The sequence below is a fragment of the Streptomyces sp. NPDC093071 genome (genome assembly GCF_044754545.1).
Lineage (GTDB): Bacteria > Actinomycetota > Actinomycetes > Streptomycetales > Streptomycetaceae > Streptomyces.
Genome location: NZ_JBIVPH010000008.1, coordinates 117,100 through 144,009, shown reverse-complemented (window position 1 = coordinate 144,009; position 26,910 = coordinate 117,100). Strand labels below are relative to the sequence as shown.

20 protein-coding genes and 1 pseudogene are annotated in these 26,910 nt (G+C 74.2%); 8 read left to right on the top strand and 13 right to left on the bottom strand.

Features of this window, described 5'->3' with window-relative positions:
- Window positions 1-2: 2 nt before the first annotated feature.
- The 5 genes from ACIQD7_RS26415 to ACIQD7_RS26395 all read right to left on the bottom strand — a co-directional run bounded on the left by ACIQD7_RS26415 (window position 3) and on the right by ACIQD7_RS26395 (window position 7,595).
- Entirely contained in the window at window positions 3-2,489 is a 2,487-nt protein-coding gene (locus ACIQD7_RS26415; protein WP_402444772.1) for a bifunctional serine/threonine protein kinase/MFS transporter, read from the bottom strand.
- Between the two features lie 122 nt (window positions 2,490-2,611).
- Window positions 2,612-2,992 carry a hypothetical protein gene (locus ACIQD7_RS26410; protein ID WP_121831625.1) on the bottom strand — a complete coding sequence of 127 codons (381 nt, stop codon included), beginning with the start codon at window positions 2,990-2,992 and terminating at the stop codon, window positions 2,612-2,614.
- Between the two features lie 187 nt (window positions 2,993-3,179).
- Window positions 3,180-4,781, bottom strand: a complete 1,602-nt coding sequence (locus tag ACIQD7_RS26405) for a protein kinase (protein WP_402444770.1) — start codon at window positions 4,779-4,781, stop codon at window positions 3,180-3,182.
- Window positions 4,778-5,443 (bottom strand): hypothetical protein, encoded by a 666-nt coding sequence (locus tag ACIQD7_RS26400; RefSeq protein ID WP_402444768.1) that lies wholly within the window; start codon window positions 5,441-5,443, stop codon window positions 4,778-4,780. Before ACIQD7_RS26400 ends, ACIQD7_RS26405 begins: the two co-directional genes overlap by 4 nt.
- A 115-nt stretch (window positions 5,444-5,558) precedes the next feature.
- Complete coding sequence (locus ACIQD7_RS26395) at window positions 5,559-7,595, bottom strand: N-6 DNA methylase (protein ID WP_402444906.1); 2,037 nt, start codon at window positions 7,593-7,595, stop codon at window positions 5,559-5,561.
- Window positions 7,596-7,898: 303 nt separating this feature from the next.
- Between ACIQD7_RS26395 and ACIQD7_RS26390 the strand changes: the two genes are divergently transcribed.
- Both ACIQD7_RS26390 and ACIQD7_RS26385 read left to right on the top strand, forming a co-directional pair.
- Entirely contained in the window at window positions 7,899-8,663 is a 765-nt protein-coding gene (locus tag ACIQD7_RS26390) for a DUF4352 domain-containing protein (RefSeq protein WP_402444766.1), read from the top strand.
- A gap of 95 nt (window positions 8,664-8,758) precedes the next feature.
- A complete protein-coding gene (locus ACIQD7_RS26385; RefSeq protein ID WP_402444764.1) occupies window positions 8,759-9,505 on the top strand; it encodes a hypothetical protein in 747 nt (248 codons plus the stop codon).
- An 87-nt stretch (window positions 9,506-9,592) separates the two neighbouring features.
- On the opposite strand, the gene ACIQD7_RS26380 is transcribed toward ACIQD7_RS26385, so the two are convergent.
- From ACIQD7_RS26380 to ACIQD7_RS26370, 3 genes are all read right to left on the bottom strand, one after another.
- Window positions 9,593-10,339 carry an N-acetyltransferase gene (locus ACIQD7_RS26380; protein ID WP_402444762.1) on the bottom strand — a complete coding sequence of 249 codons (747 nt, stop codon included), beginning with the start codon at window positions 10,337-10,339 and terminating at the stop codon, window positions 9,593-9,595.
- 106 nt (window positions 10,340-10,445) lie between these two features.
- Complete coding sequence (locus ACIQD7_RS26375; RefSeq protein WP_402444760.1) at window positions 10,446-11,117, bottom strand: HNH endonuclease family protein; 672 nt, start codon at window positions 11,115-11,117, stop codon at window positions 10,446-10,448.
- A 47-nt stretch (window positions 11,118-11,164) separates the two neighbouring features.
- The gene (locus tag ACIQD7_RS26370) at window positions 11,165-12,016 is read right to left on the bottom strand and encodes a hypothetical protein (protein ID WP_402444904.1); all 852 of its coding nucleotides are present in this window, start codon (window positions 12,014-12,016) and stop codon (window positions 11,165-11,167) included.
- Between the two features lie 235 nt (window positions 12,017-12,251).
- Here ACIQD7_RS26370 and ACIQD7_RS26365 point away from each other — a divergent pair, with 235 nt between their 5' ends.
- Complete coding sequence (locus ACIQD7_RS26365; protein WP_402444758.1) at window positions 12,252-12,836, top strand: TetR/AcrR family transcriptional regulator; 585 nt, start codon at window positions 12,252-12,254, stop codon at window positions 12,834-12,836.
- 28 nt (window positions 12,837-12,864) lie between these two features.
- On the opposite strand, the gene mfd is transcribed toward ACIQD7_RS26365, so the two are convergent.
- Window positions 12,865-16,398, bottom strand: a complete 3,534-nt coding sequence (gene mfd, locus ACIQD7_RS26360) for a transcription-repair coupling factor (protein ID WP_402444756.1) — start codon at window positions 16,396-16,398, stop codon at window positions 12,865-12,867.
- A 231-nt stretch (window positions 16,399-16,629) separates the two neighbouring features.
- Between mfd and ACIQD7_RS26355 the strand changes: the two genes are divergently transcribed.
- The gene (locus ACIQD7_RS26355) at window positions 16,630-16,896 is read left to right on the top strand and encodes a type II toxin-antitoxin system Phd/YefM family antitoxin (RefSeq protein WP_402444754.1); all 267 of its coding nucleotides are present in this window, start codon (window positions 16,630-16,632) and stop codon (window positions 16,894-16,896) included.
- A complete protein-coding gene (locus tag ACIQD7_RS26350) occupies window positions 16,893-17,267 on the top strand; it encodes a type II toxin-antitoxin system VapC family toxin (RefSeq protein ID WP_402444753.1) in 375 nt (124 codons plus the stop codon). The genes ACIQD7_RS26355 and ACIQD7_RS26350 overlap by 4 nt, the downstream gene beginning before the upstream one ends.
- Before the next feature lie 61 nt (window positions 17,268-17,328).
- On the opposite strand, the gene ACIQD7_RS26345 is transcribed toward ACIQD7_RS26350, so the two are convergent.
- Both ACIQD7_RS26345 and ACIQD7_RS26340 read right to left on the bottom strand, forming a co-directional pair.
- Complete coding sequence (locus ACIQD7_RS26345) at window positions 17,329-19,902, bottom strand: ABC transporter permease (protein ID WP_402444751.1); 2,574 nt, start codon at window positions 19,900-19,902, stop codon at window positions 17,329-17,331.
- Window positions 19,899-20,717: an ABC transporter ATP-binding protein gene (locus ACIQD7_RS26340; RefSeq protein ID WP_402444749.1), complete on the bottom strand. Its 819-nt coding sequence runs from the start codon at window positions 20,715-20,717 to the stop codon at window positions 19,899-19,901. Before ACIQD7_RS26340 ends, ACIQD7_RS26345 begins: the two co-directional genes overlap by 4 nt.
- 196 nt (window positions 20,718-20,913) lie before the next feature.
- Between ACIQD7_RS26340 and ACIQD7_RS26335 the strand changes: the two genes are divergently transcribed.
- The 3 genes and pseudogenes from ACIQD7_RS26335 to ACIQD7_RS26325 form a co-directional block, all read left to right on the top strand.
- The gene (locus tag ACIQD7_RS26335) at window positions 20,914-22,449 is read left to right on the top strand and encodes an MFS transporter (RefSeq protein WP_402444747.1); all 1,536 of its coding nucleotides are present in this window, start codon (window positions 20,914-20,916) and stop codon (window positions 22,447-22,449) included.
- 52 nt (window positions 22,450-22,501) lie between these two features.
- Window positions 22,502-23,230, top strand: coding sequence for an SMI1/KNR4 family protein (locus tag ACIQD7_RS26330; protein WP_402444745.1), 729 nt, complete (start codon window positions 22,502-22,504; stop codon window positions 23,228-23,230).
- 104 nt (window positions 23,231-23,334) lie between these two features.
- Window positions 23,335-23,538: pseudogene (locus ACIQD7_RS26325) on the top strand (ATP-binding protein); the annotation flags it as partial.
- Between the two features lie 21 nt (window positions 23,539-23,559).
- Here ACIQD7_RS26325 and ACIQD7_RS26320 read toward each other — a convergent pair.
- Window positions 23,560-25,848 (bottom strand): FG-GAP-like repeat-containing protein, encoded by a 2,289-nt coding sequence (locus ACIQD7_RS26320; RefSeq protein WP_402444743.1) that lies wholly within the window; start codon window positions 25,846-25,848, stop codon window positions 23,560-23,562.
- 84 nt (window positions 25,849-25,932) lie between these two features.
- The gene (locus tag ACIQD7_RS26315; RefSeq protein ID WP_402444741.1) at window positions 25,933-26,835 is read right to left on the bottom strand and encodes a cellulose-binding protein; all 903 of its coding nucleotides are present in this window, start codon (window positions 26,833-26,835) and stop codon (window positions 25,933-25,935) included.
- Window positions 26,836-26,910 lie beyond the last annotated feature (75 nt).

Below are 26,910 nucleotides of genomic sequence, written 5' to 3'. Positions count from 1 at the left end.
CGTCAGAGCCGTGCGCGGCGGATCGTCAGGCCGGCGACCAGGCTCGCGAGGGTCAGGAAGCCGATCACCCACCAGCGCGGGGCGAGGCCGTGGCCGGTCGCCGTCGCGCCGAGGCCTTCGCCCACGCTCTGGACGGCGAGGACGGCGGCCGCGAGGGCGCCCGCGTGTCCGGGGAGGACGGCGGAGGCCGTGGTGGACGAGACGGCGGCGGCGAAGAGCGGCGTGAGGGCCGTGCCGAGGGCCAGGCCCGTCAGGATCACGAAGGGGATCAGGGCCGCGTACTCGTCGCGGCTCCCGAGACCGGCGACGGTCGGGGCCGCCCCGGCCGCCGTGCCCAGCAGGCCCGCCACGACGAGCATGCGGGGCTCCACGCCCCGGTTCAGCAGCCGGGGGGAGACCTGGGTGGCGCCGAGGACGACCGCGGCGAGCAGCGGCAGCGCGGCCAGTTCGACCTGGCTCGCGGTGTGGCCGGAGGACAGGACGAGGCGGTGGGTCAGGGGCGGCAGCAGGGAGAGGACCCCGGCGGCGGTCAGCCCCAGGGCGAGCAGACCGCCGAGCCGGTCGCGGTCCTTGAGGAGGTACGGCGGGAGGAGCGGGCCCGCCGTGCGCCGCTGCCGTCCCAGGAAGGCCGCGAGCAGGACGGCGCCCCCCAGGAGGAAGATCAGGAACCAGGTCTCGGTCCAGCCGAGCGACGCCTCGGCGGTGGCGCAGAGGAGGGCCGCGAGGCCGAGGGTGCCGAGCAGGACGCCGGGCACGTCGAAGCGGGTGCCGGTGGGTTCCGGGCGGTCGTGCGGCAGGGCGCGGGTTCCGGCCAGGGCGGCCAGGGCGAGGAGCGCGACGACGCTCAGGACCAGTTCCCAGCGCATCCATCCGGACGGGAGGGACGCCAGCAGCGTCCCGCAGACGCCGACCGTGGCATAGACCCCGAAGGCCCTGGCCCGCGCCCTCGGTTCGGGGAAGCCGGTGGCCACCAGGGCCAGCGCCGCCGCCGTCACCAGGGCGCCCGAAGCGCCCTGGAGGACACGGGCCCCGATCGTCCATCCCAGGGCGGCCTCCCCGGGCAGGACGACGATCGTGCCGGCCGCCACGAACAGTCCCGCGAGACCGGCGGTCAGCGTCCTCCTGCGGCCCACGCGGTCGGCCAGGTGCCCGCCGAGCAGCAGGAACGCGCCGAAGGGGATGACGAAGAGGTAGGGGACCGAGCTTTCGATCCGGTGGAAGGAGAGGCCCTGGGGCGCCGCCCCGAACAGCACGGCCAGCTGCGCCAGGACGACCACCGCCAGGCCCCCTCCCCGCAGCGCGGGCGGGGCGGTGACGCCGTGCGCCGGGGCGGTCGGGGTGTAGGCGGGGGCCGGGGGGACGGGCCCGGGGGCCGGGGTGGTGGGCGCGGCGGCGTGGGCGGGGCCGTACCCGGGGGTCGAAGGGCCGTGCCCGGGGGTCGGGGGCCCGTACCCCGGGGTCGGGGGGCCGAATCCGGGGGTTCCCCCGGAGGGGACCGGCTGCGGCGCGGGCGCGGCGGCGGGGTGCTCGGGGCGCGGTACGGGAACGAAGTCCAGGAGCTGGGCCGCGTGCCGTCCCAGCTGGGCCAGGACCTCGCCCGGCAGCCAGACCCCGCGCTCGTCCCCGTCCGTGCGGGCGGCGATCTGCTCCGGGGTGGGCCGCGCGGCCGGGTCCTTCTCCAGGCAGGCGCGGACGAGGTCGACGAGCGACTCCGGCACGCCCGTGAGGTCGGGCTCCTCCTCGGCGATCCGGAAGAGGTGGGCGTGCAGGCCGGTGTCGGTGGCGCCGAAGAGGAGCCGCCCGGTGGCCGCGTACACGAGGACGGCGCCGAGGCAGAACACGTCGCTGGCGGGGGTGAGTTCGCGGCCCCTGACCTGCTCCGGCGACATGAAGCCGGGCGAGCCGATCAGCATCCCAGTGCGGGTGTGCAGGCTGTCGCCGGTCAGGCTGTCCATGGCGCGGGCGATGCCGAAGTCGATGACGCGCGGCCCGTCGACCGTCACCAGGACGTTGGACGGCTTCAGGTCGCGGTGGATCAGGCCCGCTTCGTGGACGGCCTCCAGGGCACGGGCGAGACGGTTGGCGAGGACGCGGACCGAGTGCTCGGGGAGCGGGCCGAAGTCCCGGGCGACGACGGTGGTCAGGTCGGGGCCCGCGATGTACTGGGTGGCCACCCAGGGCACTTCGACCCCGGCGCCCGCACCCGTCCCCGCTCCCCCGCCGTCCGTCCCCGTGCCCGTCCCCGTCTCCGCGTCGAGGACGTCCGCCGTCCAGCTCCCGCCCACGCGCCGGGCCGCCGCCACCTCGCGGGCGAAGCGCCTGCGGAACTCGGGCTGCGCGGCGTACTCGCGCTGCACGACCTTGACCGCGACCGTGCGGCCGACGTCGGAGCGGCCGAGGTAGACCAGGCCCATGCCGCCCGCGCCCAGACGGGCGATCAGGCGGTAGGGGCCGATGTGCGTCGGGTCTTCGGGAGTCAGCGCGTCCACGTCGGGAATCTAGCCGAGGCGGTGAACGCGGTCCGGGAAACGGGGAGATCGGCGCCCCGACGGGGACGGAGAAGGGCCGGGACCCGTCACGGGTTCCGGCCCTTTTCGGGAGGTACGCGCGCTTACTTCGCGGCGACCTCTTCCAGGCACAGGACGAACTTGTCCGAGTCCAGCTGCTGCGCGAGCGCCGCCTGGCCCTCGCCGCAGCTGTTCAGGTCGAAGGTGTTGTCGTTGACCTTGACGACCTTGAAGAGGTCGGCCTTCCCGGAGGAGCAGTCGACGGTGTCGACCTTCGGGTCGTCGTCCGGGCCGGTGACCGTGACGCACTCGCCGGCCTTGGCGTGCACCGGGGCGTCGCCGGTGAGGTGCGGGAGGCCGAGCTTCACGGCGACGGCGATGACGATCGCGATGACGACGCCGCCGATCTTCTTGAGGATCGCGGAGCCCTTCTTCGCGGGGGCGGGCTGCTGCTCAGGAGCGGAGGGCGCGGGCGGCGTCGTCATGAGGATTTCCTTGAAGGTATGGACATGATCAGACGCGAACGTTACATGCGCCAAAACCGGCAAAAAGGATCACGAAGATCCACTTCCCGATCATTTGCCGAGTCGTGATCCTGTCGCCCCGTCAGGGAAGCCGTCCCGTCGCGGGTGGCGCCCGTCAGGGAAGCCGCTCCGTCGCGGGTGGCGCCCGTCAGGGACGCGGGCCCATCATCCGCTGGTGGTCCAGCGCCCTGCGCAACTCCGCCGGAAGCGGGTGGTACGGGCCGTACGCGCGCTCCGCGTCGAACAGCAGCCGCTGGAGCTGGTCGCGGCCGGCCGCGTGCTCGCCCGCCGTCAGGAGCAGCAGCCCGATCCGCTGCCGGATGTCGAAGGCGCGCGCGGGCTCCCGCTCGTAGTACGGCAGGACCGCCCGGAACTCCGCGAGCGCGGCCGCCGTCTCCCCCAGCTGCTCCAGGCACAGCGCCGCGTCGTAGTGGAACTGGAGCGTCTGCGGGTCCGCCGGGCCCGCCTCCGCCTGCCGGTCCGCCGCGAGCCGCCGCAGCTCCGGCAGCGCGCGCCGGTACTGGCCGTCGTCCATCAGCGTCGACGCGTACTGCTTGCGCAGGATGCGGACGACCGGCGAGCGCTCCCCGTGCTCGGCCTCGGCCGCGGGCAGGATCCCGCCGAGGACGTCCACGGCCTGGGTCAGGGACCCCTCCGCGAGCAGCCGCTTGACCTCGTCCACGGCGGCGGCCACGTCCGGCCGCGCGAACGGCCCGGACCGGTCGTACACCCGGGGGTCGGCCCGCGGCCCCGGCACCGGGGTCGGGGCGTGCGTGGGCACGGGCGGGATCGGGACGGGGGGCGTCGGGACGGGAGGGGTCGGGCCCGCGGGCGTTTGCGCGCGGTCCGGCCAGGGCGCGTGCGGGCGCAGGAACGGCCGGGTCGGGTCCATCGGGCCCGCCGGGGCACCGCGCGCGGGCAGCAGCGGCAGCAGGTGCTCGTACACCTCGTGCGCGCCGGCCGGGCGGTCCCGGGGGTCCTTGGCGAGGAGGCGGAGGACCAGCGCCTCCAGCGGCTCGGGGACCTCGGGGCGCAGCCGCCGGAGCGGGACGGGCGGGTCGTACAGGTGGCGGTGCAGCACGCCGAGCGCGGTCGACCCGGAGAACGGCACGTCCCCGCTGAGGAGTTCGTGGAGCAGGACGCCGAGCGCGTACAGGTCGGTGGCCGGGCCGACGGCGCCGCCCATGGCCTGCTCCGGCGCCATGTACGCCGGGCTGCCGATGGGCGAGCCGGTGTGGGTGAGCCGGGTGGTGTCGGTGTCCAGGACGGAGGCCACGCCGAGGTCGAGGACGGTCAGCGTCCCGTCCGGGCGGACCATCACGTTCCGCGGCTTGAGGTCGCGGTGCACGATCGGCACCGCGTGCACGGCGGCGAGCACCGCGCACAGCTGCGCGGCCACGGACACCGCCCACTCCCACGGGTAGGGGGCGTGTTCGGCAAGGTGGTCGGCGAGGTCCGCGCCCTCCACGTACTGCATGACGAGGTACAGGTCCTCGCCCTCGCTGCCCGCGTCGTGCACGGTCACCAGGCCGGGGTGGGTCACGCGCGCGGTGACCCGGCACTCCCGCACGAAGCGGCGGCGCAGCTCGTCGGCGGAGGAGGCCTGCCCGTTCATGCCGGCCGGCCGCAGCAGCTTCACCGCGACCCGCCGGTCGAGGCGTCCGTCGTACGCCGTCCAGACCTGGCCCATGCCGCCCTGTCCGACGACGGTGGCCAGCTCGTAGCGCCCGCCGACGATCCGCCCGTTCACCGGCCGCCTTCGCCTTCCCGGGGCTCCCCGGTCTCCTTGCGCAGCAGGTCGCTCAGCTCGTCGAGCTCGGCGCGGACCTGGTCGATGCGGGGGCCGGGCGGCTGGGGCGCGGGGGTGGCGGGGGCCGGGACGACGGGCGCGTGCGGGGCGGGGGTGTGCGGAGCGGGCGTGTGCGGAGCGGGCGTGTGCGGGGCGGGCGTGTGGGCGACGGGGCCGACGTACGGGTTCGGGCGCACGTCCGTGCCCGGCACGGTCGCCGCGGTGCCGCCGCCGTACGTGTAGGCCGCCGGGCCGTACGCGGGCGCGGTGCGGGCGCGCTCCGCGTGCCGGATCTCCCCGAACAGGTAGTACGTGACCGAGCCCGCCACCAGGGCCACCATCACGCCGACGGCGGCGAAGGACTCCCCGGTGGTCGGCTCCTTGTCGCCGGTGGCCGCCGCGTACGCGAACAGGCCGGCCGACCCCAGGAACAGCAGGCCGCACACCACCCAGTCCCGCGCCCTGCGGGTGACGCACGCCAGGCGCAGCAGCGGCGCCCAGGACAGGAAGCCGCAGCTGAGCAGCGCGAGGAGACAGAAGAGGACGAGCAGCGCGATCCGGCCACCGGAGAGGGAGCTCCTCGGCGGCTTCGGAACCTGCGGGACCTGCGTGGGGCCGTACATCCTGCTGCTCCTGCTCGGACGGATCGGGGTGCGGGGACGAGCGTATACACCCATACGGACAACGGTTCCGGGATACCCGGAACCGTTGTCGAAGAGATGAGGAGCGGCGGCGGCGTCAGGGGGCCACGGAACCGTCCGCCAGGCCGTCGTACAGGCCCTGGACGAGCTGGTCGCCGAGGCGCGAGGCCTGGCGCAGGGACTCCTCGAAGGCGGCGAGGGCGCGGAACCGCTCGCCGAAGCGGCGCTGTTCGGCCAGGGGCAGGCGCGGCAGCTGGAGGCGGCGGACGTCGAGGCGGGTCGCGGTGGAGGCGTAGCTGCTGGCCTGCCGGGTGTTGGCGGTGGCCCGCAGGAAACCGGCCAGGAACCAGGGGTCGAGGGCCGCCGGGTCGGGGCGCAGGAGCTGGAGGTTGCGGCCGAGGGCGGCGCCCTCGGCGGTGGCGTCCACGACCCGGACGGCCGCTCCGCCGCCGAGGACCGGGACGACGACGTCCCCGGCGGCCAGCAGGACCGGCTCCTCGGGCGGGCCGTCGGGCAGGGTGCCGGAGGGCGGCTGGGCGGCCAGGACGTCGTGGTCGGTGAGGACGGCGACGGGGGCGGTCGGGGGGGCCGTGCCCGTGCCGCCCGCACGCAGCACCAGGGCCCCGGCGCGGGCCAGTTCGCCGACGGTCGTGGTGGGCCGGCCGGTCCCGGCGGCGGGCGGGTCGGCGACCGGGGGCGGGGTCAGTTCGCGGGCGCGGTTCAGGGTCTCCGCCAGGCGCTCGCGGACCCCGGCGAGCTGGGCCGCGCCCCCGGCGGCGGCCGGCGGCGGCAGGTGCCGGGCGGGCGCGAGGTCGACGTCGTCGTCGAGGAGTTCGATGACGGGGACGGAGCGGCTCGCGCCCGGGGTCCCGGCGAGGGTGCCGTCCCGGTCGAAGGGCGCCCAGGCGTCCAGTACGGCGGTGTGGACGGCCGGCCAGTCGAGCCGGTCGCGGCCCTCCCGGCCCGGTCCGGCGTGCTCGGACGCGGTGTCCACGAGGAGGAGTTCGGCGGCGGGCCGGCCGCCCGGGACGGGCCTGCGCAGCACCCACAGGTGGAGCGGGATGCCGTACGGGGGCGCGGCGCCGGCCGGGAGGGCGACGACCGCGCGGAGGGCGCCCCGGCGGAGCAGGTCGGCGCGGATGCGGCGGCCGGAGCGGCGGGAGGCGGCGGCGGGGGGCATGAGGAGGACGGCGGTGCCGCCGGGGCGGAGTCGGGCCAGGGCGTGCTGCACCCAGGCCAGTTCGGACTCGGTGCGGGCCGGGAAGCCGTACTCCCAGCGCGGGTCGTAGGCCAGTTCCTCGTGGCCCCAGTTGCGTTCGTTGAACGGCGGGTGGCACAGGACGGCGTCGGCCGCGAGCGCCGGGAAGGCGTCGGCGCGCAGGCTGTCGCCGGACCTGACCCGGATGTCGGCGTCGGCGGCGAGGGCCAGGCGCAGGGCGGTGAGCGCGGCGAGGTCGGGGTCGGCGTCCTGGCCGCAGACGGCGCCGGGGCGCTCGACCGCGCCGAGCAGTCCGCCGGTGCCGCAGGCCGGGTCGAGGACGGTGAGCGGGGCGGCGCCCTCGCCGGCGGGCGCGGGGGCCGCGAGCGCGGCCATGAGGGCGGCGGGGCCGGGCGGGGTGAGCGTGTACTGGCGCGGGTTGGCGTCGAGGTGGCGGCCGAGCAGGAACTCGAAGGCCTGGCGGGCGCCGATGTCGGCCGCGAGTTCGGCGGCGCCACGCAGGAGGGGCAGGGAGACGGCGAGCGCACCCGAGGTGGGGGTGAGGACGGCCCGCCCGGGGCCGAGGCGCTCGGTCAGCGTCTCCTCCAGGGCGACCGGCAGCACGTCCGTGAGCCGCTCGTCCGGGAGCGCGGCGAGCGAGGGCCAGGCCGCGGACCTGTCCCGGACGAGGAGGAGGGCGCAGCCCGCGTGGACGAGGGCGGTGACGGCGCCGGCCGGGTGGCCCGCGACCTGCTGCCAGACGCGCTCTCGGAGCGGGACCTCGGCCAGTTTGCCCTGGACGCGGAGCCACTCCTCGACGTCGGCGAGGGCGAAGGACGGGCTGGTCTCCGTGCCGCCGACGGGCTTGGGGAAGTCGGCGTGGCGGCGGCGCCAGTTGCTGACGGCGGCCCGGCCGACCCCGGCGAGCCGGGCGATCCCGGCGGCGGTGACCTCGGCGGGGACGGCCCGCCCGGACCCGTCCTGTTCCGCCGCGGCCCCTTCCGGGGCACCCGGTCCCGCCGCTCCCGCGCCCGCTGCGTTCTCCGGCAACTGACCCATCTCCCCTGGCTGGCCCGCTGATGACTCTCGTGTGACACCCATCCTACCGGCGAAGCCCCGGGGCATCACTTCACAGCGTGAGCCGATCCATATTCCGTGAACCATGTTGACTCGGTTCACAAGCTCTGCTGTGATTGATCCATCGCGCCAGACATCTCCACCGTCCGGGAGGACACACCCATGTCGTACGACACCCAGGTCCCGCCCGCCGTTCCGCACCGGGCCATGCGCAACGGCCTCGGCACCGCGGCCCTGATCCTCGGCATCATCGGCACGCTCTCCGGCCTCGTGCCGTTCTTCTTCTGGCTGGCGGGCATCCTCGGCCTGATCGCCCTGATCCTCGGACTCGTCGGCAAGGGCCGCGTGAAGCGCGGCGAGGCGAACAACAAGGGAGTGGCGCTCACCGGCGCGCTCCTCGGCCTCGCGGCCCTGATCCTCTCGGTCGTCGGCGCGGTCATCACGTTCACGGCCGTCAGCGACGCGGTCGACGAGATCGACAAGGCCATCAAGGACTCCGCGCCCAAGGACCCGGCCGCCCAGGACCCGGCCGCCAAGAACCTGGCGGACGGGGACACCTCGGTCTACGACGACGACCTCAAGGTCACGGTCTCGGACCCGAAGGCGTACAAGCCCAGCGAGTTCGCGGCCGGCCACACCGAGGGCAACAAGGCGTACCAGGTCACCGTCGTCATCGAGAACGGCGGCAAGGAGAAGTTCGACGCCACCCTGGTCACGCTGACCGGCCGCGCCGGGACGAACGGCGTCGCGGCCGAGCAGATCTTCGACGAGAAGGTCGGCGCGGGCTTCCAGGGCACTGTCCTGCCCGGCAAGAAGGCCACCGTCACCGTCGCCTTCGACACCCCCGAGGACGCCAAAAACCTGACGGTCGAGGTGAACCCGGGCCTCGACTACAACGCCTCGCAGTGGGAGCTGAAGCTCGGCTGACCCGGCCGACCCGACGGCACCCGACCACCACAAGGACAAGGACCGGGGCGCTTCGGTGCCCCTCCCCCGCACACCCCTCCCGGAGACGAACCGCCATGCGCGCCCACACCCGTACCTCCTTCGCCGTCACCGCCCTCCTGTGCGCCGCCGTCGCGGCCGGCGCCACCGCCTGCGGGCCGTCCTCGGAGGACGCGAAGCCGGCGGGGCCGTTCGCGGGCCTCACCGGGTCGGAGATCGTCGACAAGGCGTTCGCGGCGACGGCGGCGGCGAAGTCCCTGACCGTGGACGTCGACACGACGTCCGAGGGCGAGCGGACGAGGGCCTACGTCTCCTTCGACAGCACCGGGAAGTGCGCCGGAACGGTGACCACGGGCACGGCCGCCACGACCGAGCTGATCCGGGTCGACCGGAAGAACGTGTACATGCGCTTCGACGAGGCGTCCCTGAACGAGCAGGCGAAGGGCGAGTCCCCGGAGGTCCGGGAGGCCATGCTCAAGACCCTCAAGGGCCGCTGGGTCGAGATGGCGGCCTCCGAGCCCGAGGCGAAGGAGGCCATGGAGATGTGCGACCCGAAGACGCTCCTCGGCGGCTTCGAGCAGGGCGCGACCGGCATCGTGCGGGGCGGGGAGACCACCGTCGGCGGACAGAAGGCGCTCACCCTGACGGAGCCGGACGGCGACGGCGGGACGAGCACGGTCTACGTGGCCACCGAGGGCACGCCGTACGTCCTGCGCATCGTCACGAAGGGCGGCACCGAGCCGGAGACGATCACCTTCACCCAGTACGGGAAGCCGGTCGCGGCGAAGGCCCCGGCGGCGAAGGACATCGCGGACCTGGACTGAGCCCGGGGGGATCCGAGGGGGACGCGTGAGGGGGGCCGTCGCAGGGGAGCGGCCCCCCTCACGCGTGCGCGTGGCGGTGCGGGGGCGTCAGACGCGGTGTCTGACCCACACGTTCGGTTCGACGTAGACCGCGTAGCCGCGCGAGGCCTCGCAGTGGACCGGGACGAGGGCGCCCTCGACCTCGACCGGGCCGTCCGTGTCGAAGGGGAGGCCGGTCCACTCGCGCCACTGCTCGACGGAGCCGGGGACCGTCATCGACGCCGGGGCCACCGCCTCGATCGCGCCGCCCGCACGCACGTGGACGCGGAGCCACGGGTCGTGCGGCAGGCCGTCGGACGCGCGGGTCCGGAAGGCGTACTCGTGGATGCCGGAACCGGCCTCCAGGTGCTTGCCGTTGGGGCGGACCGGGGCGACCAGCTCGGAGAAGCCGCGCGCGGCCGCGTTCTCCCGCAGGGCGGTGAGCATCCGGTGCGAGACGCCCTTCCCCAGGAAGTCCTTGTCGACCGTGATCTCGATCGCGCTGACCGTGTCGGGCTCCCGGCCCTGCTTCAGGTCGGAGAAGGCCCAGAGCAGCACCTCGTCCCAGCCCCGGTCGGGCAGCGCGCGGCGGCCGTCCAGGTCGAGCCGGAAGGGGACGCTGAACCCGCGCGCGACGAACTTCCCGTCGGCGTCGGTGGCGACGAGCACGTACTCCGGGAGCTGCCGCACGATCTGGCCCATGTTCGCCCAGCCCACCGGGTCGTGCATCATGAACTCGGGCCAGAGGTGGCGCATGTCCCACATCGGCCCTTCCAGTTCGGGGCGCTCGGCGAGGGTCGATATGTTCAGGTCCATACGGGCAGAGTAAAGATCGTCTCGGCGGCGACCAACCGGTTTTCCTGCGACTTTCCCGCCGGATCCGTCACGGACCTCCCGCCGGTCCGCCTCCTCGCGGGAGTTCTTACGGGAGCTTCTGCTGCGGGCACTCGCGCAGGACCCGCTTCATCGCGTCCCGCTCCCCCTCCGTCACCCACACCCCGTACTTCTTCTTCACCGCGACCTGCCGGGCCACGTACGTGCAGCGGTACGCGCTGTTCGGCGGCAGCCAGGTCGCGGCGTCGCCGTCGGACTTGCGGCGGTTGGTGGCGGCGTCGACGGCGAGGAGGTTGAGCGGGTCGTTGGCGAAGCGGCGCCGGGTCTCCGCGTTCCACTGCTGCGCCCCCTTCTGCCAGGCGTCGGAGAGCGCCACGACGTGGTCGATGTCGACCTTGCTGCGGCCCCGGACGTAGGGGACGGTGGTGCCGGTGTACGGGTCGTCGGTGAGGGTGCCGGAGGCGACCTTGCAGCGGCCGTCCGTGTACCGGACCCCGGTCAGGTCCCGCTTGAGGATGTCGTCGCGGGTGCCGCAGCCGTTGCGGTCGACGTCGATCCAGCCGCGCCCGAACGCGTCCCGGTCGTACCCCGTCTTCGGGGCGCGGCCCTTGACGGTGAGGGCGTCCACGGCGGCGAGGGCCGTCCCCGGCGCGGGCGACCTCCCGGCACCGCCGCCGCCGGTCCCGGGGGAACAGGCGGCGACTATGAGGGCGGCGGCAACGAGGGCCGGGGCGGCGAAGGTCCTTCGGTTCGTCAGCACCCTTCAGATCCTAGGACGGACGACAAGAGCCGCTTCGTACCGGTGCGTCACACCTTGCCGATGCCGAGGGTGTTCTCGGCGGGCAGCAGGCCCGAGCCGATCACGGCGAGCCAGGGGCCGCCGAGGAGGTCGGCGAGCCGGTCGGCCTCCCCCGGCCCGAGGGCGGCCCAGGGGGCGGCGGCCAGTTCGTCCGTGCGCCGCTCGATCCCGGCCCGCAGGTCCCGCCCGGCCCCGGTGGCCGTGCCGTCCGCGTCCACGAGCCCCCGGGCGGCGAGCCGGTCCCGGGCGGCGGACCACTCGGCGGCGGACCAGCCCCGGCTCGCGAAGACGGGTTCGGGCGCGGCGCCGGCCGCCGCGAAGGAGACGAGCGCCTCGACCGGGTCGAGCCCGGCGGCCAGGAGCGCGGCGAGGTGCCCGTCGCCCCGGTGCTCCCGCAGGACCGTCGCGGCCTGCCAGAGGACGAGGTGCGGGGCGTCGGGCCAGGGCAGTGCGGCGTTGGCGGCGGCGAGCGGCCGGCCGGCGCACGAGGCGGCCTCCGCCGCCCGGCGGGCGAGCGCGGCGGCCTCGGCGAGGCCGGGGTCGGGGTCGGGGCCCGCGACCGCGTCCTCCCCGAGGAGGGCCCGGTAGGCGTGGTCGACGGCCCGGAGCCGGGCGGCGAGCACGTCGGCCGGGTCGGCGGTCGCCCAGGCCGCGGGGACGTACCGGGCGACCATGGCGGGGCTGAAGCTGTAGAAGGCGGAGGCCACCCGCAGCGGCCCGGCTGCGCCGAGGGGCGCGGCGCGCCAGGCGAAGTAGGAGGGCCAGCGCTCGCCGGTGTCGTACCCGAGGGCGGCGGCCTCCTCGAAGGCCTCGGGGGCGTAGTAGAGCAGGGCGTGCAGCGGTTCGAGCAGGTGCCACATCCGGCGCACGCGCCCGGATTCCACGAGTTCCCCGACCTCTCCGACCTCCCCGACCTCCCCGACCTGCACGGACTGCACGGACTGCACGGACTGCACGGACTGCACGGACTGCACGGCTCGCGCGGCTTCCACGGCGTTCTCCCTCACGTGCGAACGGCACATCGTCTTGTCACTGACAAGATTGCGCCCGGCCCCGTGAACTTGTCAATGACTAGACGAGGGCTAGGCTGCCGCCATGACGACCGGGAAGACGCACAAGAACACGGGCCGGAGCACCTACCACCACGGCGGCCTGCGGCAGGCCGTCCTCGCCGCCGCCCTCGACGTCATCGCCGCCGAGGGCCCCGGCGCGCTGAGCCTGCGGGACCTCGCCCGCCGCGCGGGCGTCTCGCACGCCGCACCCGCCCACCACTTCAAGGACCGCACCGGGCTCCTGACCGCCGTCGCCGCCGAGGGCTACGACCTCCTCGCCGGGGCCCTGGCCGGCGCGCCCGCACTGCGCGAACGGGGCGTGCGGTACGTGCGGTTCGCGGTGGAGCACCCCGCCCACTTCCAGGTCATGTTCCAGCCGGACCTGCTGCGCGCCGACGACCCGGACCTGCTCGCCGCCAAGGAGCGCGCCTCCGCCGAACTCCGCGCGGGCGTCGCGGGCCTGGACCGCGTCCCCGACGCGCGCGAGGCCGGCATCGCGGCCTGGTCGCTCGCCCACGGCTTCGCGACGCTGCTCCTCACCCACAACGTGACGGGCGCGCTGGGCGACCGGACCCCGGAGGAGTACTTCCGCTCGCTCACCGGCCTGCTCTTCACGCGGCGGGAGTAGGGGCGGCCCCGGAGGACCGCCCCGCCCCTCACGACCCGAGGATCGTCGTCAGGAACTCCCCCGTCCACGCGAGCAGTTCGCGGCCCACCACCGGCTTTCCGCCGATCTTGCCCGTCGTCGGGCGCGGGACCAGGATCTGGTGGACGGCCGGCTTGATCACCGCGCGCGGATGGAGGCGCTTGAGGCGCAGCTCCTGGGACTCGCGCAGCTCCACCGGCGCGAAGCGGACGTTCGGGCCCTGGAGGACGATCTCGCCGACCCCGCAGGCGCGGGCCAGCATCCGCAGGCCCGCCACCAGGAGCAGGTTCTCGACCGGCTCGGGCAGCTTGCCGTAGCGGTCGGTGAGCTCCTCCCGTACGGCCCTGACGTCCTCCTCCGAGTTCGCCGAGGCGATGGCCCGGTAGGCCTGGAGGCGCAGCCGCTCCCCCGGCGCGTAGTCGTGCGGCACGTGCGCGTCGACCGGCAGCTCGATCTTGACCTCCAGGGGCGGCTCCTCCTCCGCCCCACCGTCGAGCGACGCCCGGTAGTCCGCGACCGCCTCGCCGACCATCCGCACGTACAGGTCGAAGCCGACGCCCGCGATGTGGCCCGACTGCTCGCCGCCCAGCAGGTTGCCCGCGCCCCGGATCTCCAGGTCCTTCATGGCCACGTACATGCCCGCGCCCATCTCGGTGTGCTGGGCGATCGTCGCGAGCCGCTCGTGCGCGGTCTCCGTCAGCGGCTTCTCCGGCGGGTACAGGAAGTACGCGTAGCCCCGGTCGCGGCCCCGGCCGACCCGGCCGCGCAGCTGGTGGAGCTGCGACAACCCGAAGTTGTCGCCGCGCTCCACGATGAGGGTGTTGGCGTTGGAGATGTCGATGCCGGACTCCACGATCGTCGTGGAGACGAGCACGTCGAACTTCTTCTCCCAGAAGTCGACCACGACCTGTTCGAGGGCGCCCTCGCTCATCTGGCCGTGCGCGGTCGCGATCCGCGCCTCGGGCACGATCTCGCGCAGCCGCGCCGCCGCCCGGTCGATGGAGTCGACCCGGTTGTGGATGTAGAAGACCTGGCCCTCGCGCAGGAGTTCGCGCCGGATCGCGGCGCCGATCTGCTTCTCCTCATACGGCCCGACGAAGGTGAGGACCGGGTGGCGCTCCTCCGGCGGGGTGGTGATCGTGGACATCTCGCGGATGCCGGTGACCGCCATCTCGAGCGTACGGGGGATGGGGGTGGCCGACATGGTGAGCACGTCGACGTTGGCCCGGAGCTTCTTCAGCTGCTCCTTGTGCTCGACGCCGAACCGCTGCTCCTCGTCCACGATGACCAGGCCGAGGTCCTTGAACCTCGTCTCGGAGGAGAAGAGGCGGTGGGTGCCGATGACGATGTCCACCGAGCCGTCCCGCAGCCCCTCCAGGGTCGCCTTCGACTCGGTCTCGGACTGGAAGCGGGACAGAGCCCGCACCTTCACCGGGAACTGCGAGTACCGCTCGGAGAAGGTCCCGAAGTGCTGCTGCACGAGCAGGGTCGTCGGGACGAGGACCGCGACCTGCTTGCCGTCCTGGACGGCCTTGAAGGCCGCCCGGACCGCGATCTCCGTCTTGCCGTAGCCGACGTCGCCGCAGATCAGGCGGTCCATGGGGACGGTCTTCTCCATGTCCTCCTTGACCTCGGCGATGGTGGACAGCTGGTCGGGCGTCTCCGCGTACGGGAAGGCGTCCTCCAGCTCGCGCTGCCAGGGGGTGTCGGGGGCGAAGGCGTGGCCGGGGGCCGCCATCCGCGCCGAGTACAGCTTGATCAGGTCGGCGGCGATCTCCTTGACGGCCTTCTTGGCGCGCGCCTTGGTCTTCGTCCAGTCCGCACCGCCGAGCCGGTGCAGGGTCGGCGCCTCGCCGCCCACGTACTTGGTGACCTGCTCCAGCTGGTCGGTCGGGATGTAGAGCCGGTCGCCGGGCTGGCCGCGCTTCGCGGGCGCGTACTCCACGAGCAGGTACTCGCGGGTGGCGCCCTGCACGGTCCGCTGGACCATCTCGACGTACCGGCCGACGCCGTGCTGCTCGTGCACGATGTAGTCGCCGACCTCCAGGGTCAGCGGGTCGATGGTCTTGCGCCGCTTGGCGGGCATCCGCTGCCCGTCCTTGCCGGCCGCCTTCTGCCCGGACAGGTCGGTCTCGGTGAGGACGGCCAGCTTCAGGCCGGGGTCGACGAAGCCGTGGTCGATGGAGCCGCAGGCCACGTGGACGACCGAGGGCGCGATCTCGGTGAGGTCGGAGTCGAGGCGGGCGGCGATGCCCTCGCCGCCGAGGACCTCGACCGTGCGGGAGGCGGGGCCGTGGGCCTCGGTCACGTAGACCGTGCGCCAGCCGTCGGCCAGCCAGCCCTTGGTGTCGGCGAGCGCGCGGGCGGTGTCGCCCCGGTACGACTCGGGGGCGCGCATCCCGAGGGCGAGGACGTCGCCGTCGGCGTCGGCCGCGTCCGCCGCGAACGGCGACACCGACCACCAGGGCATCCCGAGCTCGCGGGCCCGGTCGCGGACGTCCGCGATGCCCCACAGGGAGGCCGCGCCGACGTCGATCGGGGCCTCGCCGCCACCGGCCGTCGCCGCCCAGGACGCCTGGAGGAACTCCTGGCTGGTGGCGACCAGGTCGGCCGCCCGGGTCCGGACCCGCTCGGGGTCGCAGACCACGGCCATGGAGCCCTTCGGCAGCACGTCGAGGAGCAGCTCCATGTCGTCGACGAGGACCGGCGCGAGGGACTCCATGCCCTCGACCGCGATCCCCTCCGCGATCTTGTTGAGCAGCTCGCCCAGCTCCGGGTGCTCCTCGGCGAGGGCCGCCGCCCGCTCCCGTACGGAGTCGGTGAGGAGCAGCTCGCGGCAGGGCGGCGCCCACAGGCCGTGCCCGGCGACCTCCAGGGACCGCTGGTCGGCCACCTTGAAGTAACGGATCTCCTCGACGTCGTCGCCCCAGAACTCGATCCGGAGCGGGTGCTCCTCGGTGGGCGGGAAGACGTCCAGGATGCCGCCGCGCACGGCGAACTCGCCGCGCTTCTCGACCAGCTCCACCCGGGAGTACGCGGCGGCCGCCAGGCCCGCCACGACCTCGTTCAGATCGGCCGTCTGCCCGGACCGCAGCGCCACCGGCTCCAGGTCGCCCAAGCCCTTGACCTGCGGCTGGAGGACCGAGCGGATGGGCGCGACGACCACGCTGACCGGCCCGGCCGCCGGGTCGTCGTCCCTCGGGTGCGCGAGGCGGCGCAGCACGGCGAGACGGCGGCCGACGGTGTCGGAGCGGGGCGAGAGGCGCTCGTGCGGCAGGGTCTCCCAGGAGGGGTACTCGGCGACGGTGTCGGGGTCGAGGAGCGAGCGCAGCGCGGCGGCCAGGTCCTCGGCCTCCCGGCCGGTCGCGGTCACCGCGAGCACCGGCCGCCCCGAGTCCCGGGCGAGCGCGGCCAGGGCGAACGGGCGCGCGGCGGCGGGGCCGACCAGGTCCACGTGCGGCCGGTTCCCGTCGGCTGCGGCCTTCACCGCCTCGGTGAGGGCGGCGTCCTTGACGACGGCGTCGAGCAGACCGTGCAGGCTCATGGGGCTTTTCCATCCCGGGACTGGAGGTGCGGACAACGCGAAGGGACAACGCGAACGGCCCGACACGTCGTACGGGCCGGGGTGTCCCACCCTACGACGTGCCACTGTCACCCGCCCGAAGGAACCCGGCCACTCGGGAGAGCGAAGCGGCCGGTTCCCGGGCGGCTTGTACGACTAAGATTAGTCCAGCACTTAGTCCACCTTTGCTCCACCTAGCTGTGAGAGGCCGCGATGGAAGCAGCCCGGCAGTACAACGTCCACGAGGCGAAGACCCACTTCTCCAAGATCCTGGAGGCGGTCGCGACCGGTCAGGAGGTGATCATCAGCAAGTCCGGGAAACCGGTCGCGAAGGTGATCCCGCTCCGGGGGAAGGTCCGGCGCACCGCCCGGGGATCCCTCACCGCGCCGGTCGTCCTCCACGACGACTTCGACGACATGTCCGACGACCCCGGCTTCGCCGAGGCCTTCGGACTCGGCCCGGAAGGCACCACGGAGTGAAGCTGCTGGTCGACACGCACGTCGTCATCTGGTGGCTGCTCGACTCCCCGCAGCTCTCCGACGACGTCAAGGACCTGCTCGACACGGAGGAGCACGCGTACGTCAGTGCCGTCACCCCGTGGGAGCTCTCCGTCAAGCAGGCCCTCGGCAAGCTCGACGGACCGGCCGAACTGCCGGAACTGGCCCGCGACTGCCAGCTCAGGCCGCTCCCGATCACCGGTGCGCACGGCATCCGCGCCGGACGGCTCCCGCCCCACCACCGCGACCCCTTCGACCGGATACTGATCGCCCAGGCGCAGACCGAGGGGCTCACCCTCGTCACCCGGGACAAGCACATCCCCCGGTACGACGTGCCCGTGCTCACCGTCTGAGCAGCCGTACGGCCCCGGTACGCGCGCGTACCGGGGCCGTCCGTGTTCCTCCGTACGACCGCTACTCGCTCGCGATCGCGTTCAGGACGTTCATCCGCCCCGCCCGGAACGCCGGGATCAGGGCCGCGAAGAGACCCACGAAGGCCGAGGCGACGAAGACGGTGAGGATCGTCGGCCAGGGGATCTCCAGGACGCCCAGGCCCTCCAGGGCCAGGAGCTTCTGGGCGGCGGTGCCCCAGCCCATGCCCAGGCCGAGGCCGAGGAGCGCGCCGAAGAGGGCGATGACCACCGACTCCAGGCGGATCATGCGGCGCAGCTGGCGGCGGGAGAGGCCGATGGCCCGCATGAGGCCGATCTCCCGGGTCCGCTCGACCACCGACAGGGCCAGGGTGTTCACGACGCCGAGGACCGCGACGACGATCGCCAGGGCGAGGAGCCCGTACACGATGTTGAGCAGCTGGCCGACCTGGTCCTGGAGCTGCTTCTTGTAGTCGGCCTGGTTGCTGACCTTGTACTGCGGGTAGGGCGCGAGCGCGTCCTTGAGGGCCTGGTAGGCCCGCGTCTCCTGGCCGTCCTTCGCGCTGGCCAGGAGCAGCAGGCTGTGCGGCATCCGGTCGGCGGGCAGGTACCGGGCGGCGGTGGTGACGTTGGTGTACATCGCCCCCTTGTCGACGTTCGCCTGGTCGGAGGTGATGGCCGCAACCCTCAGCTTCGCCGGCTTCCCGCCCTTGAAGGCGACGGTCAGCACGTCGCCGACCTTCACGCCGTGCGCGGTGGCGTAGTCGCTGCCGACGGACAGGGCGTCCGGCCCGTAGGCGTCCGCGAGCCGTCCGGCGGTGGTCTCCCGGCGCAGGTCCTGCGCGTACGTCGGGTCGGCGGCGGCCAGGCCCTGCTCGGCCTTCTTGCCGCGCGGGTCGGTGACGGTGACGTCGAGCCACTTGTACTCGGTGACGTGGTCGATGCCGGGGGCCTTCTCCAGGGCGGCCTGCGCCTGCGGCACGATCGGCTGCCCGGTGCCGGACTGGACGATGAAGTCGGCGCCGACGGAGCGGTCCAGCTCCTCGGTGGCGGAGGCCACCATGGAGGAGCCGACCACCGACAGGCAGGCGACGAGCGCCAGGCCGATCATGAGGGCGGCGCCGGTGGCGCCGGTGCGGCGCGGGTTGCGCAGGGCGTTGCGCTCGGCCATCCGGCCGACGGGCCCGAAGACCCGCAGGACGACGACGCCGAGGGCGCGGACGACCCCGCCCGCGAGGAGCGGGCCGACGACGACGAAGCCGAGCAGGGAGAGGACGACGCCGAGGCCGAGCCAGCCGGAACCGGGGCCGGCCTCCTCGGCGCGGGCGGCGGCCACGAGGGCGGCCGCTCCGGCGGCGGTGAGGGCGAGGCCGATCCCGCCCCGGACCCGGCCGGCCCTGCCGTCGGCGGGGGTGCCCGCGTCGCGCAGGGCGGCCATCGGGGAGATCCTGCCCGCCCGGCGGGCCGGGACGTAGGCGGCGAGGACGGTGACGACGACGCCGAGGACGAGGCCGACGACCGGGGTCGTCCACTTCACGGTGAGGTCGCCGGTGGAGAGCTCCATGCCCACGGCGGACATCAGCTTCATCAGGCCGACGGCGAGGCCGACGCCCGCCGCGACGCCGGCGGCCGAGCCGACCAGGCCGAGGAGCAGCGCCTCGATCAGGACGGAGCGGTTGACCTGCTTGCGGCTCGATCCGATGGCCCGCATGAGGCCGATCTCGCGGGTGCGCTGGGCGACCAGCATGGAGAAGGTGTTGACGATGAGGAAGATGCCGACGAGGAAGGCGATCCCGGCGAAGCCGAGCATGGCGTACTTGATGACGTCGAGGAATCCGGCCATCTCCTCGCGGCCCGCGTCGGTGGCCTCGGCGGCCGTCTGGAGCTTGTAGCCGTCGCCGAGGACGGCGGCGACGTTCGCCTTGAGGGTCTCGTCGCTCACGCCGGGCGCGGCGTCGGCCGTGATCTGGGTGAAGAGACCTTCCTTGCCGAGCAGTTCGCGCTGGGCGGTGGCGGTGTCGAAGTAGACGAGGGTGGCGCCGGGGTTGGTGACCTTGAAGTCGACGATGCCGGAGACCTTCGCGGTGAAGTCGCCGTTGACGGAGATGGTCCGCAGCTCGTCGCCGAGCTTCAGGCCGTGCTTCTCGGCGGTGGCGCCGTCCACGACGACGTCGGTGGGGCCGCGCGGCTCGTGGCCGGAGGCGATCTCCACCGAACGCAGCTCGTTCGGGCTCCAGTTGACGGCGATCGTCGGGGCGCCGCCGGTGGAGCCGAGGTTCTTGTTCTTCGCGTCGACGACGGTGACGCTCAGGGAGACGACCGCGCCCTGGACGTTCCGGGCGCCCTCGGCCTTCGCGACCTTCTCCAGGAGCGCGGCGGGGAAGGTCTCGGGCCGGCCGGTCTGCGGGATGTCGTCGTCGGTCGCCGCGCCCCCGGGGCTGACGGTGACGTCGGAGGAGGTGGTGGCGAAGAGCTTGTCGAACGTCGTGTTCATCGTGTCCGTGAAGACCAGGGTCCCGGAGACGAACGCGACGGAGAGCAGGACGGCGACGGCGGAGAGCGCCATCCGCCCCTTGTGCGCGAGGAAGTTGCGCAGGGAGGTCTTGAGGACGCTCATGAGGTCCGCCCGCGCGCGTCGAAGTCGGGGGTCCGGGGGTTCCCCCCGGGAAAGAGGCGCATGCGGTCCAGGACGGCCTCGGCGGTGGGCCGCTCCATCTCGTCCACGATCTTGCCGTCGGCGAGGTAGAGGACGCGGTCGGCGTAGGAGGCGGCGACCGGGTCGTGGGTGACCATGACGATGGTCTGGCCCAGCTCGTCCACCGAGGTGCGCAGGAAGCCGAGGACCTCGGCACCGGCCCGCGAGTCGAGGTTTCCGGTCGGCTCGTCGCCGAAGATGATCTCGGGGCGGGCGGCGAGCGCGCGGGCCACGGCCACGCGCTGCTGCTGACCGCCGGAGAGCTCGTTCGGCCGGTGCTTGAGCCGCTCGGACAGGCCGACGGTGTCGACCACCCGGCGCAGCCAGTCGGCGTCCGGCCTGCGGCCCGCGATGTCCATCGGGAGCGTGATGTTCTCGATCGCGCTCAGGGTCGGCAGCAGGTTGAACGCCTGGAAGATGAAGCCGATTCGGTCCCGGCGCAGCTGGGTCAGCTTCTTATCCTTGAGGCCGGTGATCTCGGTCTCGTCCAGGAAGATCTGCCCGCTGGTGACGGTGTCGAGCCCGGCGAGGCAGTGCATCAGCGTGGACTTGCCGGAGCCCGAGGGCCCCATGATCGCGGTGAACCGGCCACGGGCGATGTCCACGTCGACGGAGTCCAGCGCGACGACCCGGGTCTCCCCGGAGCCGTACGCCTTGACGACCTGGCGCGCCCTCGCGGCGACGGCCGTAGCCCCTCCAGTACCCCCGTGCCTGGGGATGGTCACAGCCGAAGTCACGGTTTTCTCCTCGGGTCGGAACGGTGGTGGTTTGTAAGTTCAAGTTAAGGAGTTCCGCCGGGACTTCTCCTCCTCCGCCGGTACGAACGGCCCCTGGGCCCTATGGGGGAGGAGCCCCTAGGGGTTCCTCCACCCGTGGTCCGAGTGGCACGCTGTCCCCGGGAATTTAGGTGTACGAAGAAAGGAAGGGCGTACGGTGACCGATCCGTCGACGACACGGACCGGGACCGGCCCGGCCTCCGCCCCCGCGGCGGCGCGGCGGGGGCCCGTCGTCGCCGCGCTCATGCTGGGGATGGGGCTCGCCGCGCTCGACGGCACGATCGTGTCCACGGCCGTCCCCCAGATCGTCGGCGACCTCGGCGGACTCGCCGTCTTCTCCTGGCTGTTCTCCGGCTACCTGCTCGCCGTCACCGTCACCCTGCCGGTGTACGGGAAGCTCAGCGACACCTTCGGCCGCAAGCCGGTCCTGGTCACCGGGGTCGTCCTCTTCCTGCTCGGCTCCCTGCTGTGCGCGGCCGCCTGGAACATGGCGTCCCTCATCGCCTTCCGGGTCGTCCAGGGCCTGGGCGGCGGCGCGCTCCAGGGCACGGTCCAGACGATCGCCGCCGACCTGTACCCGCTGAAGGAGCGCCCGAAGATCCAGGCGAAGCTCTCCTCCGTCTGGGCCGCCTCCTCGGTCGCGGGCCCGGCGGCCGGCGGCCTCCTCGCGGGCTACGCGGACTGGCGCTGGATCTTCCTGATCAACCTGCCAGTCGGCCTGGTGGCGCTGTGGCTGATCTGCCGTCACCTGGTGGAGCCGGCCCGCACCGCGCCCGCCGCGCGCGGACGGATCGACTGGGCCGGCGCGCTCTGCGTCTTCGCCACCGGCGTTCTGCTCCTCACGGCTCTCGTCCAGGGCGGCGTCGCCTGGCCCTGGCTCTCGGCGCCGTCCCTCGGACTCCTGGGCGGGGCGGCCCTCCTCGGCGCCGTGACGGTCGCCGTCGAACGGCGCGCGGCCGAACCGATCATCCCCGGCTGGGTCTGGCGCCGCCGTACGATCGCCGCCGTCAACCTCGCTCTCGGGGCCCTCGGCCTGCTCATGGTCGCCCCGACGGTCTTCCTCCCCACGTACGCCCAGGCCGTCCTCGGGCTCGGGCCGATCGCGGCCGGGTTCGTCCTGTCGGCGATGACCCTGAGCTGGCCCGTCAGCGCGGCGCTCTCGAACCGGGTCTACACCCGCATCGGCTTCCGCCGCACCGCGATCCTCGGGATCTCCGGCGCGCTGCTCGTCCTGCTCGCCTTCCCGCTGCTGCCGTTCCCCGGCGAGCCCTGGCAGCCCGCGCTCCTGATGCTGCTCCTCGGCGCGGCCCTCGGCCTCTTCCAACTGCCCCTGATCGTCGGCGTCCAGTCGACCGTTCCGTACGGGGAACGGGGCACGACCACCGCGTCCGTCCTGTTCTGCCGCCAGGTCGGCCAGAGCGTGGGCGCGGCCGTCTTCGGCGCCGTCGCGAACGGCGTCCTGGCGGCCCGCCTCGGCGACGGCGGCGACCTGGACGTCCTGGCCCGCTCTCTGGACTCCCCCGATTCCCTCCCGGCCGCGACGACGGACCTCCTGCGCCGCGCGGTCGACGCGGCGGTGGACTACGTCTACCTGGGCGCGGCGGGCGCGGCGGCCCTGGCCCTCCTGGTCCTGCTCGTCCTCGCGCCCCGCCGCTTCCCGGTGCTGCGAGAGGGAGCGGGGGACGGGGACTGACCCCGTACGGCTCCGGCCCGTGGGTGACGGCCCGGCAGTAGACTTCCGGCACATGACCCACTCCCCGTACGACACGCCCGAGACCGGGGACAGGGACGACGACGCGCTGATCGAGAGGCTGCGGGCCCGCGCGTGGGACCCGGGCCGGCGCTTCGACGCGGCGGACGTCCCCGTCGCGTGGTTGACCGAGCGGTACGGCGGCGGGCGTCTGGACCAGGACCGCGACGACATCGTGTCGTACGGCGGCGACGGAACGGTCCAGCTCAAGGCGGGAGCCGAGGAGGTGACCGCCTACTACGCCGACGCTCCCCGTGGACCGCTGTTCCCGCCGGTCACCCCGGCCGAGGTCGAGAGGGCGGAGCGCCGCATCGGACGCCCTCTGCCCGAACTGCTGCGGCGCGTGTACACCGAGGTCGCCGACGGCGGCTTCGGCCCCGACAGCGGACTCGCCTCCCTGACCGGGGGCAACCGTCCGCCCGGGCACCTCTCCGACTGGCCGTGCGCGGTCGACATCCACGAACGGAACCGGACGCGGGGCGTGCCCGCGTCGTGGCTCCACCTCGCGTACGGCGGCTGCACGATGGAGTGGCACCTCTCGTTGACCGCGGCCGACAACCCGGTGCTCCTCTACGACGCCGACGGCTGGGAGCCCGTACGGGACGAAGAGCCGCACGACGGCCTGCGCCACGCGTCGCCGTCACTGCGCCGCTGGCTCCGGACCTGGACCGACGGCGGCGACGTGTGGACCGAGGCCCTCGGCCGCCGCTCCGGCCACGAGTGACGTCCCGGCCTCGCGCCCCGCCGCTTCCCGGTACCGGGAAGCGGCGGGGCGCGAGGACTGACCGCGTACAAGCGGCGGTTGTACTACTCCGCGGAGGCGAGACCGACGAACCCGGCCCACGCGTCGCGCGGATCGAGGTGAGCGACACCCGCGCCGAGCGCGTACCGCCCCGGCCCGGACAGCTCCCCGGCCCCGGTCCGGAGCTCGCGGACGGGGGCCGGGGGCTGCTGCTCGTCGACGGGATCGCCGACCGCTGGGGCTGGTGCCCGAGGCTTCCGGGCCCGGGGAAGACGGTGTGGGCGGAGTGAACCCTCCCCTGAACGGTCCGTCTAGAAGACGGCGTTGTAGGTCGTCTCCTGGGTGAGGGACACGGCGGCGCCGCGCTTGAAGGGCGCCGACCAGCCGCCCGTACCGGCGTAGAAGGTCTCGGCGCCGTTCGAGGCGACCAGGTCGGCCCGTCCGTCGCCGTTGGCGTCGCCGACGGCCGTGAGTCCGGTGAACCCGCCCCACCCGCCGCCCACCTTGGTACGCGCGGCGAAGGTGCCGTCGCCCTTGCCGAGGTACAGCCAGAGGACGCCGTCCTTGTCACGGGCGACGAGGTCCCCGGCCGGGCCGCCGGCGAGGTTGCCGGTGGCCGCCAGCTGGTTGTAGATGCCCCAGCCGTGGCCGATCTGCTTCCGCGCCGCGAAGGGGGCGGTGGCCGAGCCCGTGCCCTTGTAGAGCCACAGGGCGCCCGCCTTGTCCGTGGCGACGAGGTCCGCGCGTCCGTCGCCGGTCAGGTCGCTGCCGCCCGCGAGCTCGGTGTACGTCTGCCAGCCGGACCCGATCCTCGTGCGGGCCGCGAGCGGCTTGTCCCGGTCGCCCGTGCCCTGGTAGAGCCAGAGGACGCCGCTCTTCTCCCGGGCGATCACGTCGGGCGCGGTCGAGCCCGCGACGTTCCCGACGGTCTCCAGCCGGTCGTAGGCTCCCCAGCCGCCTCCGACGCGCGAGCCCCCGGTGTCCGCGAGGGAGCCGCCGGGAGCGGCGGGGCGGGTGCCGAAACGCCACAGCACTCCGCCGGCGTCCCGGACGAGGAGGTCGGCCGTGCCGTCGTCGTCGAAGTCGTGCGGGGCCGCCGGCCGGGTCACGGTGAACCGGCCGGTGGAGACGACGTCGGGGCCGATGCCCTCGTCGGGGCGGGCGGTGAGCTGCCACTCGTACGTGCCGTTGCGCGCCGGGGCGTCCCAGTCGGCGGCCTCCAGGTCCTTGCCGTCCCAGTGCCAGGTGAGGTGGCCCGGCAGGCCCGGGGCGACGGGGTTCTGGGCGTACAGGCGGGTGCTGATCGCCCTGCCGCTGCCGACGTGGGTCAGGGTCAGCCACACGTCGGCGTCCGCCCGGGACAGGTCCCAGCCGAAGTCGAAGCCGCGCGCGGCCTGCTCGCCGGTCAGGGTCGTCGGGGTGGTGGAACGGGTGACGGCCAGGACGGTCGACTGCCCGGTGGACGCGACGAGTGCGACGTCCGGACGGCCGCCGTCGGAGCGCGGCGAGACCCGGTAGAGGCCCTCGCCGTGCTCGGGGGTGCCGCCGCGCACGAGGAGGCTGCCGTCGGGGCCCGCGACGGCGGACGAGAAGGCGGTGAGGAGCTGGACCTTCTCTCCGGTCGCGACGGACTGGGCCGTGAACGGCCGCACCGTCGGGCGGGGCTGGCCGGGCGCCGAGGTGGACGAATCGATGCGGGCCTTGCTGCCGGACGCCACCCAGCCGCCGACCAGGTACAGCGGGTCGCTCAGGTCGTCGTCGGACGGGATCCACCGCTCGGTGGTGCTGTCGCGCGCGAAGGCGACGATCCCGTGGACGGCCCGGCTGCCGGACATCCGGGCCTCGCGCCAGGCGACGTGGGTGCCGGAGACGGCGCCCTCGCGGGCCCACTGGTCGTCGAACTGGGGGTACCACTTCGAGGTGCCCGAGGCGAGGTCGACGAGGATCTTGACGGACGTCCCGGTCGCGTCGAGGCTGCACTCGTAGAGCGCGGAGGCGGTGTCGGTCCAGCCGTCGCGGCCGTCGGAGCAGTCGATTCCGGCGCCTCCGGCCACCGCGCGGGCCTTCGGCGGGTTGCCGTCGAGGGTGACGGCGTACTGCTTCTGCGGTCCGCCGGCCACGTACTGCCCGAGGAGCATGGTGGCGCCGGCGACACCCTCGAAGAAGAAGCCGTCGCCGAGGGCGTCGAGGTCCACCTCCTGGGGGACCGGGGCGGCTGTGGGCTTCGCCAGGTCGTAGACCCGGACCACCCGGCCGGCGACCGGGGCGGACCGGTCGACGGTGACGACGAGGTCCGCGCCGCCGGCGGCGGCGTCGGTGGCCCCCGGCAGCACGACGGACGAGCCGTCCGCGTACCAGGTCCAGCGGAACTCCGGCGTGGCGCCGCGGGTCTTCGACAGGAAGCCGCTCGGGCCCGCGCCGACGACGTCGGCATTGCGCGGGAACGACACGGGGGCCTGCTGGTCTTCCCGCGCCGCGGCGGGCGCGGGCGCGGGTGCGGCCGTGGCCGGGAGCGCGGTGAGCGCCCCGCCGGTGGCGGCGAGTACGACGGTGACGGCGACGGCCGCGAGACGGCGGGCGCGCGGGTGTGCGTGGTTCACGTGGATGTTCCCTCCCCTGGGAGAGGGGAGGTTATCCGACGTCAGACGGCCACCGGCCTTCGGGGGGAGGCGGAAAGGCCCCGCCTACCCCTCGGTCCCGGGCTCTGCCCCGGCCCCGTCCTCGTCCGTCGTCCCCGCCCGCCCCGTCAGCGCCGCCAGCGAGTCGCGGATGTGTTCCATGTGGGAGTGGATCTCGTCCCGGGCCTCCTCGTGCTCCCGCAGGATCCGGTCCGTCGCGCGCTGGACGCGTTCGGCGTCCAGGCGGGCCCGGGTGAGGAGTTCCGCCGCCTTCGCCTCCGCCTCCGCCTGGTCGTGCCGGGCCCGCTCGCCGGTCTCCGCCAGGGAGCGGCGGGCCTCCGCGAGGCGGGCCTCCGCCCGTCCGAACAGCTCCTCGTGGAGCGCGTCCTGCTCGTCCGTGCGGGACCGCTCCTCGCGCTCGGCCTCCTCGCGGACCGCCTTCTGCTCGGCGGCCCGCTCCGCCAGGAGCTCCGCCGCGCGCCGCTCGGTCTCCTCGAAGGCCTCCCGGGCCGCCGCCCGCAGCTCCGCCGCCTCGCGCTCCGCCTCCGCCGTCAGCTCCCCGGCCCGGCCCCGGGCCGCCTCCAGGGTCGCGCGGGCCTTCGCCTCCGCCGCCTCGCGGACGCCCTCCGCGTACGCCCGCGCCGACTCCGACGCCTCCCGGGCCGCCGCTCCGGCCGCCTCGGCGAGGGCCTGCGCGTCGGCCTCGGCGGCGCGCACCAGCGCCTCGTCCTCCGCCTCGGCGAACTCCAGGATCTTCCGCGCCCGCTCGCCCAGCGACTCGTACCGCTGCGGCGGCAGCCCCTCGGCGAGCTCGCGGAGCCCCGCGAGCTCCTTCTCCCGCTCCGTCACCAGGCCGGTCAGCAGCACCGCCCGCTCCCGGGCGTCGTCGCGTTCGGCGGAGAGCGCGGCGAGGAAGCGGTCGACCTGCTCGGGGCGGTAGCTCCGTCCCCGCCCGACAGCGAAACTCATCCCTGGCGTCCCTTCCCTGTGGCCGAACGTCCAGGATGCTCCATCAGAACGGACAAAAGGCGCCCAACGTGTACA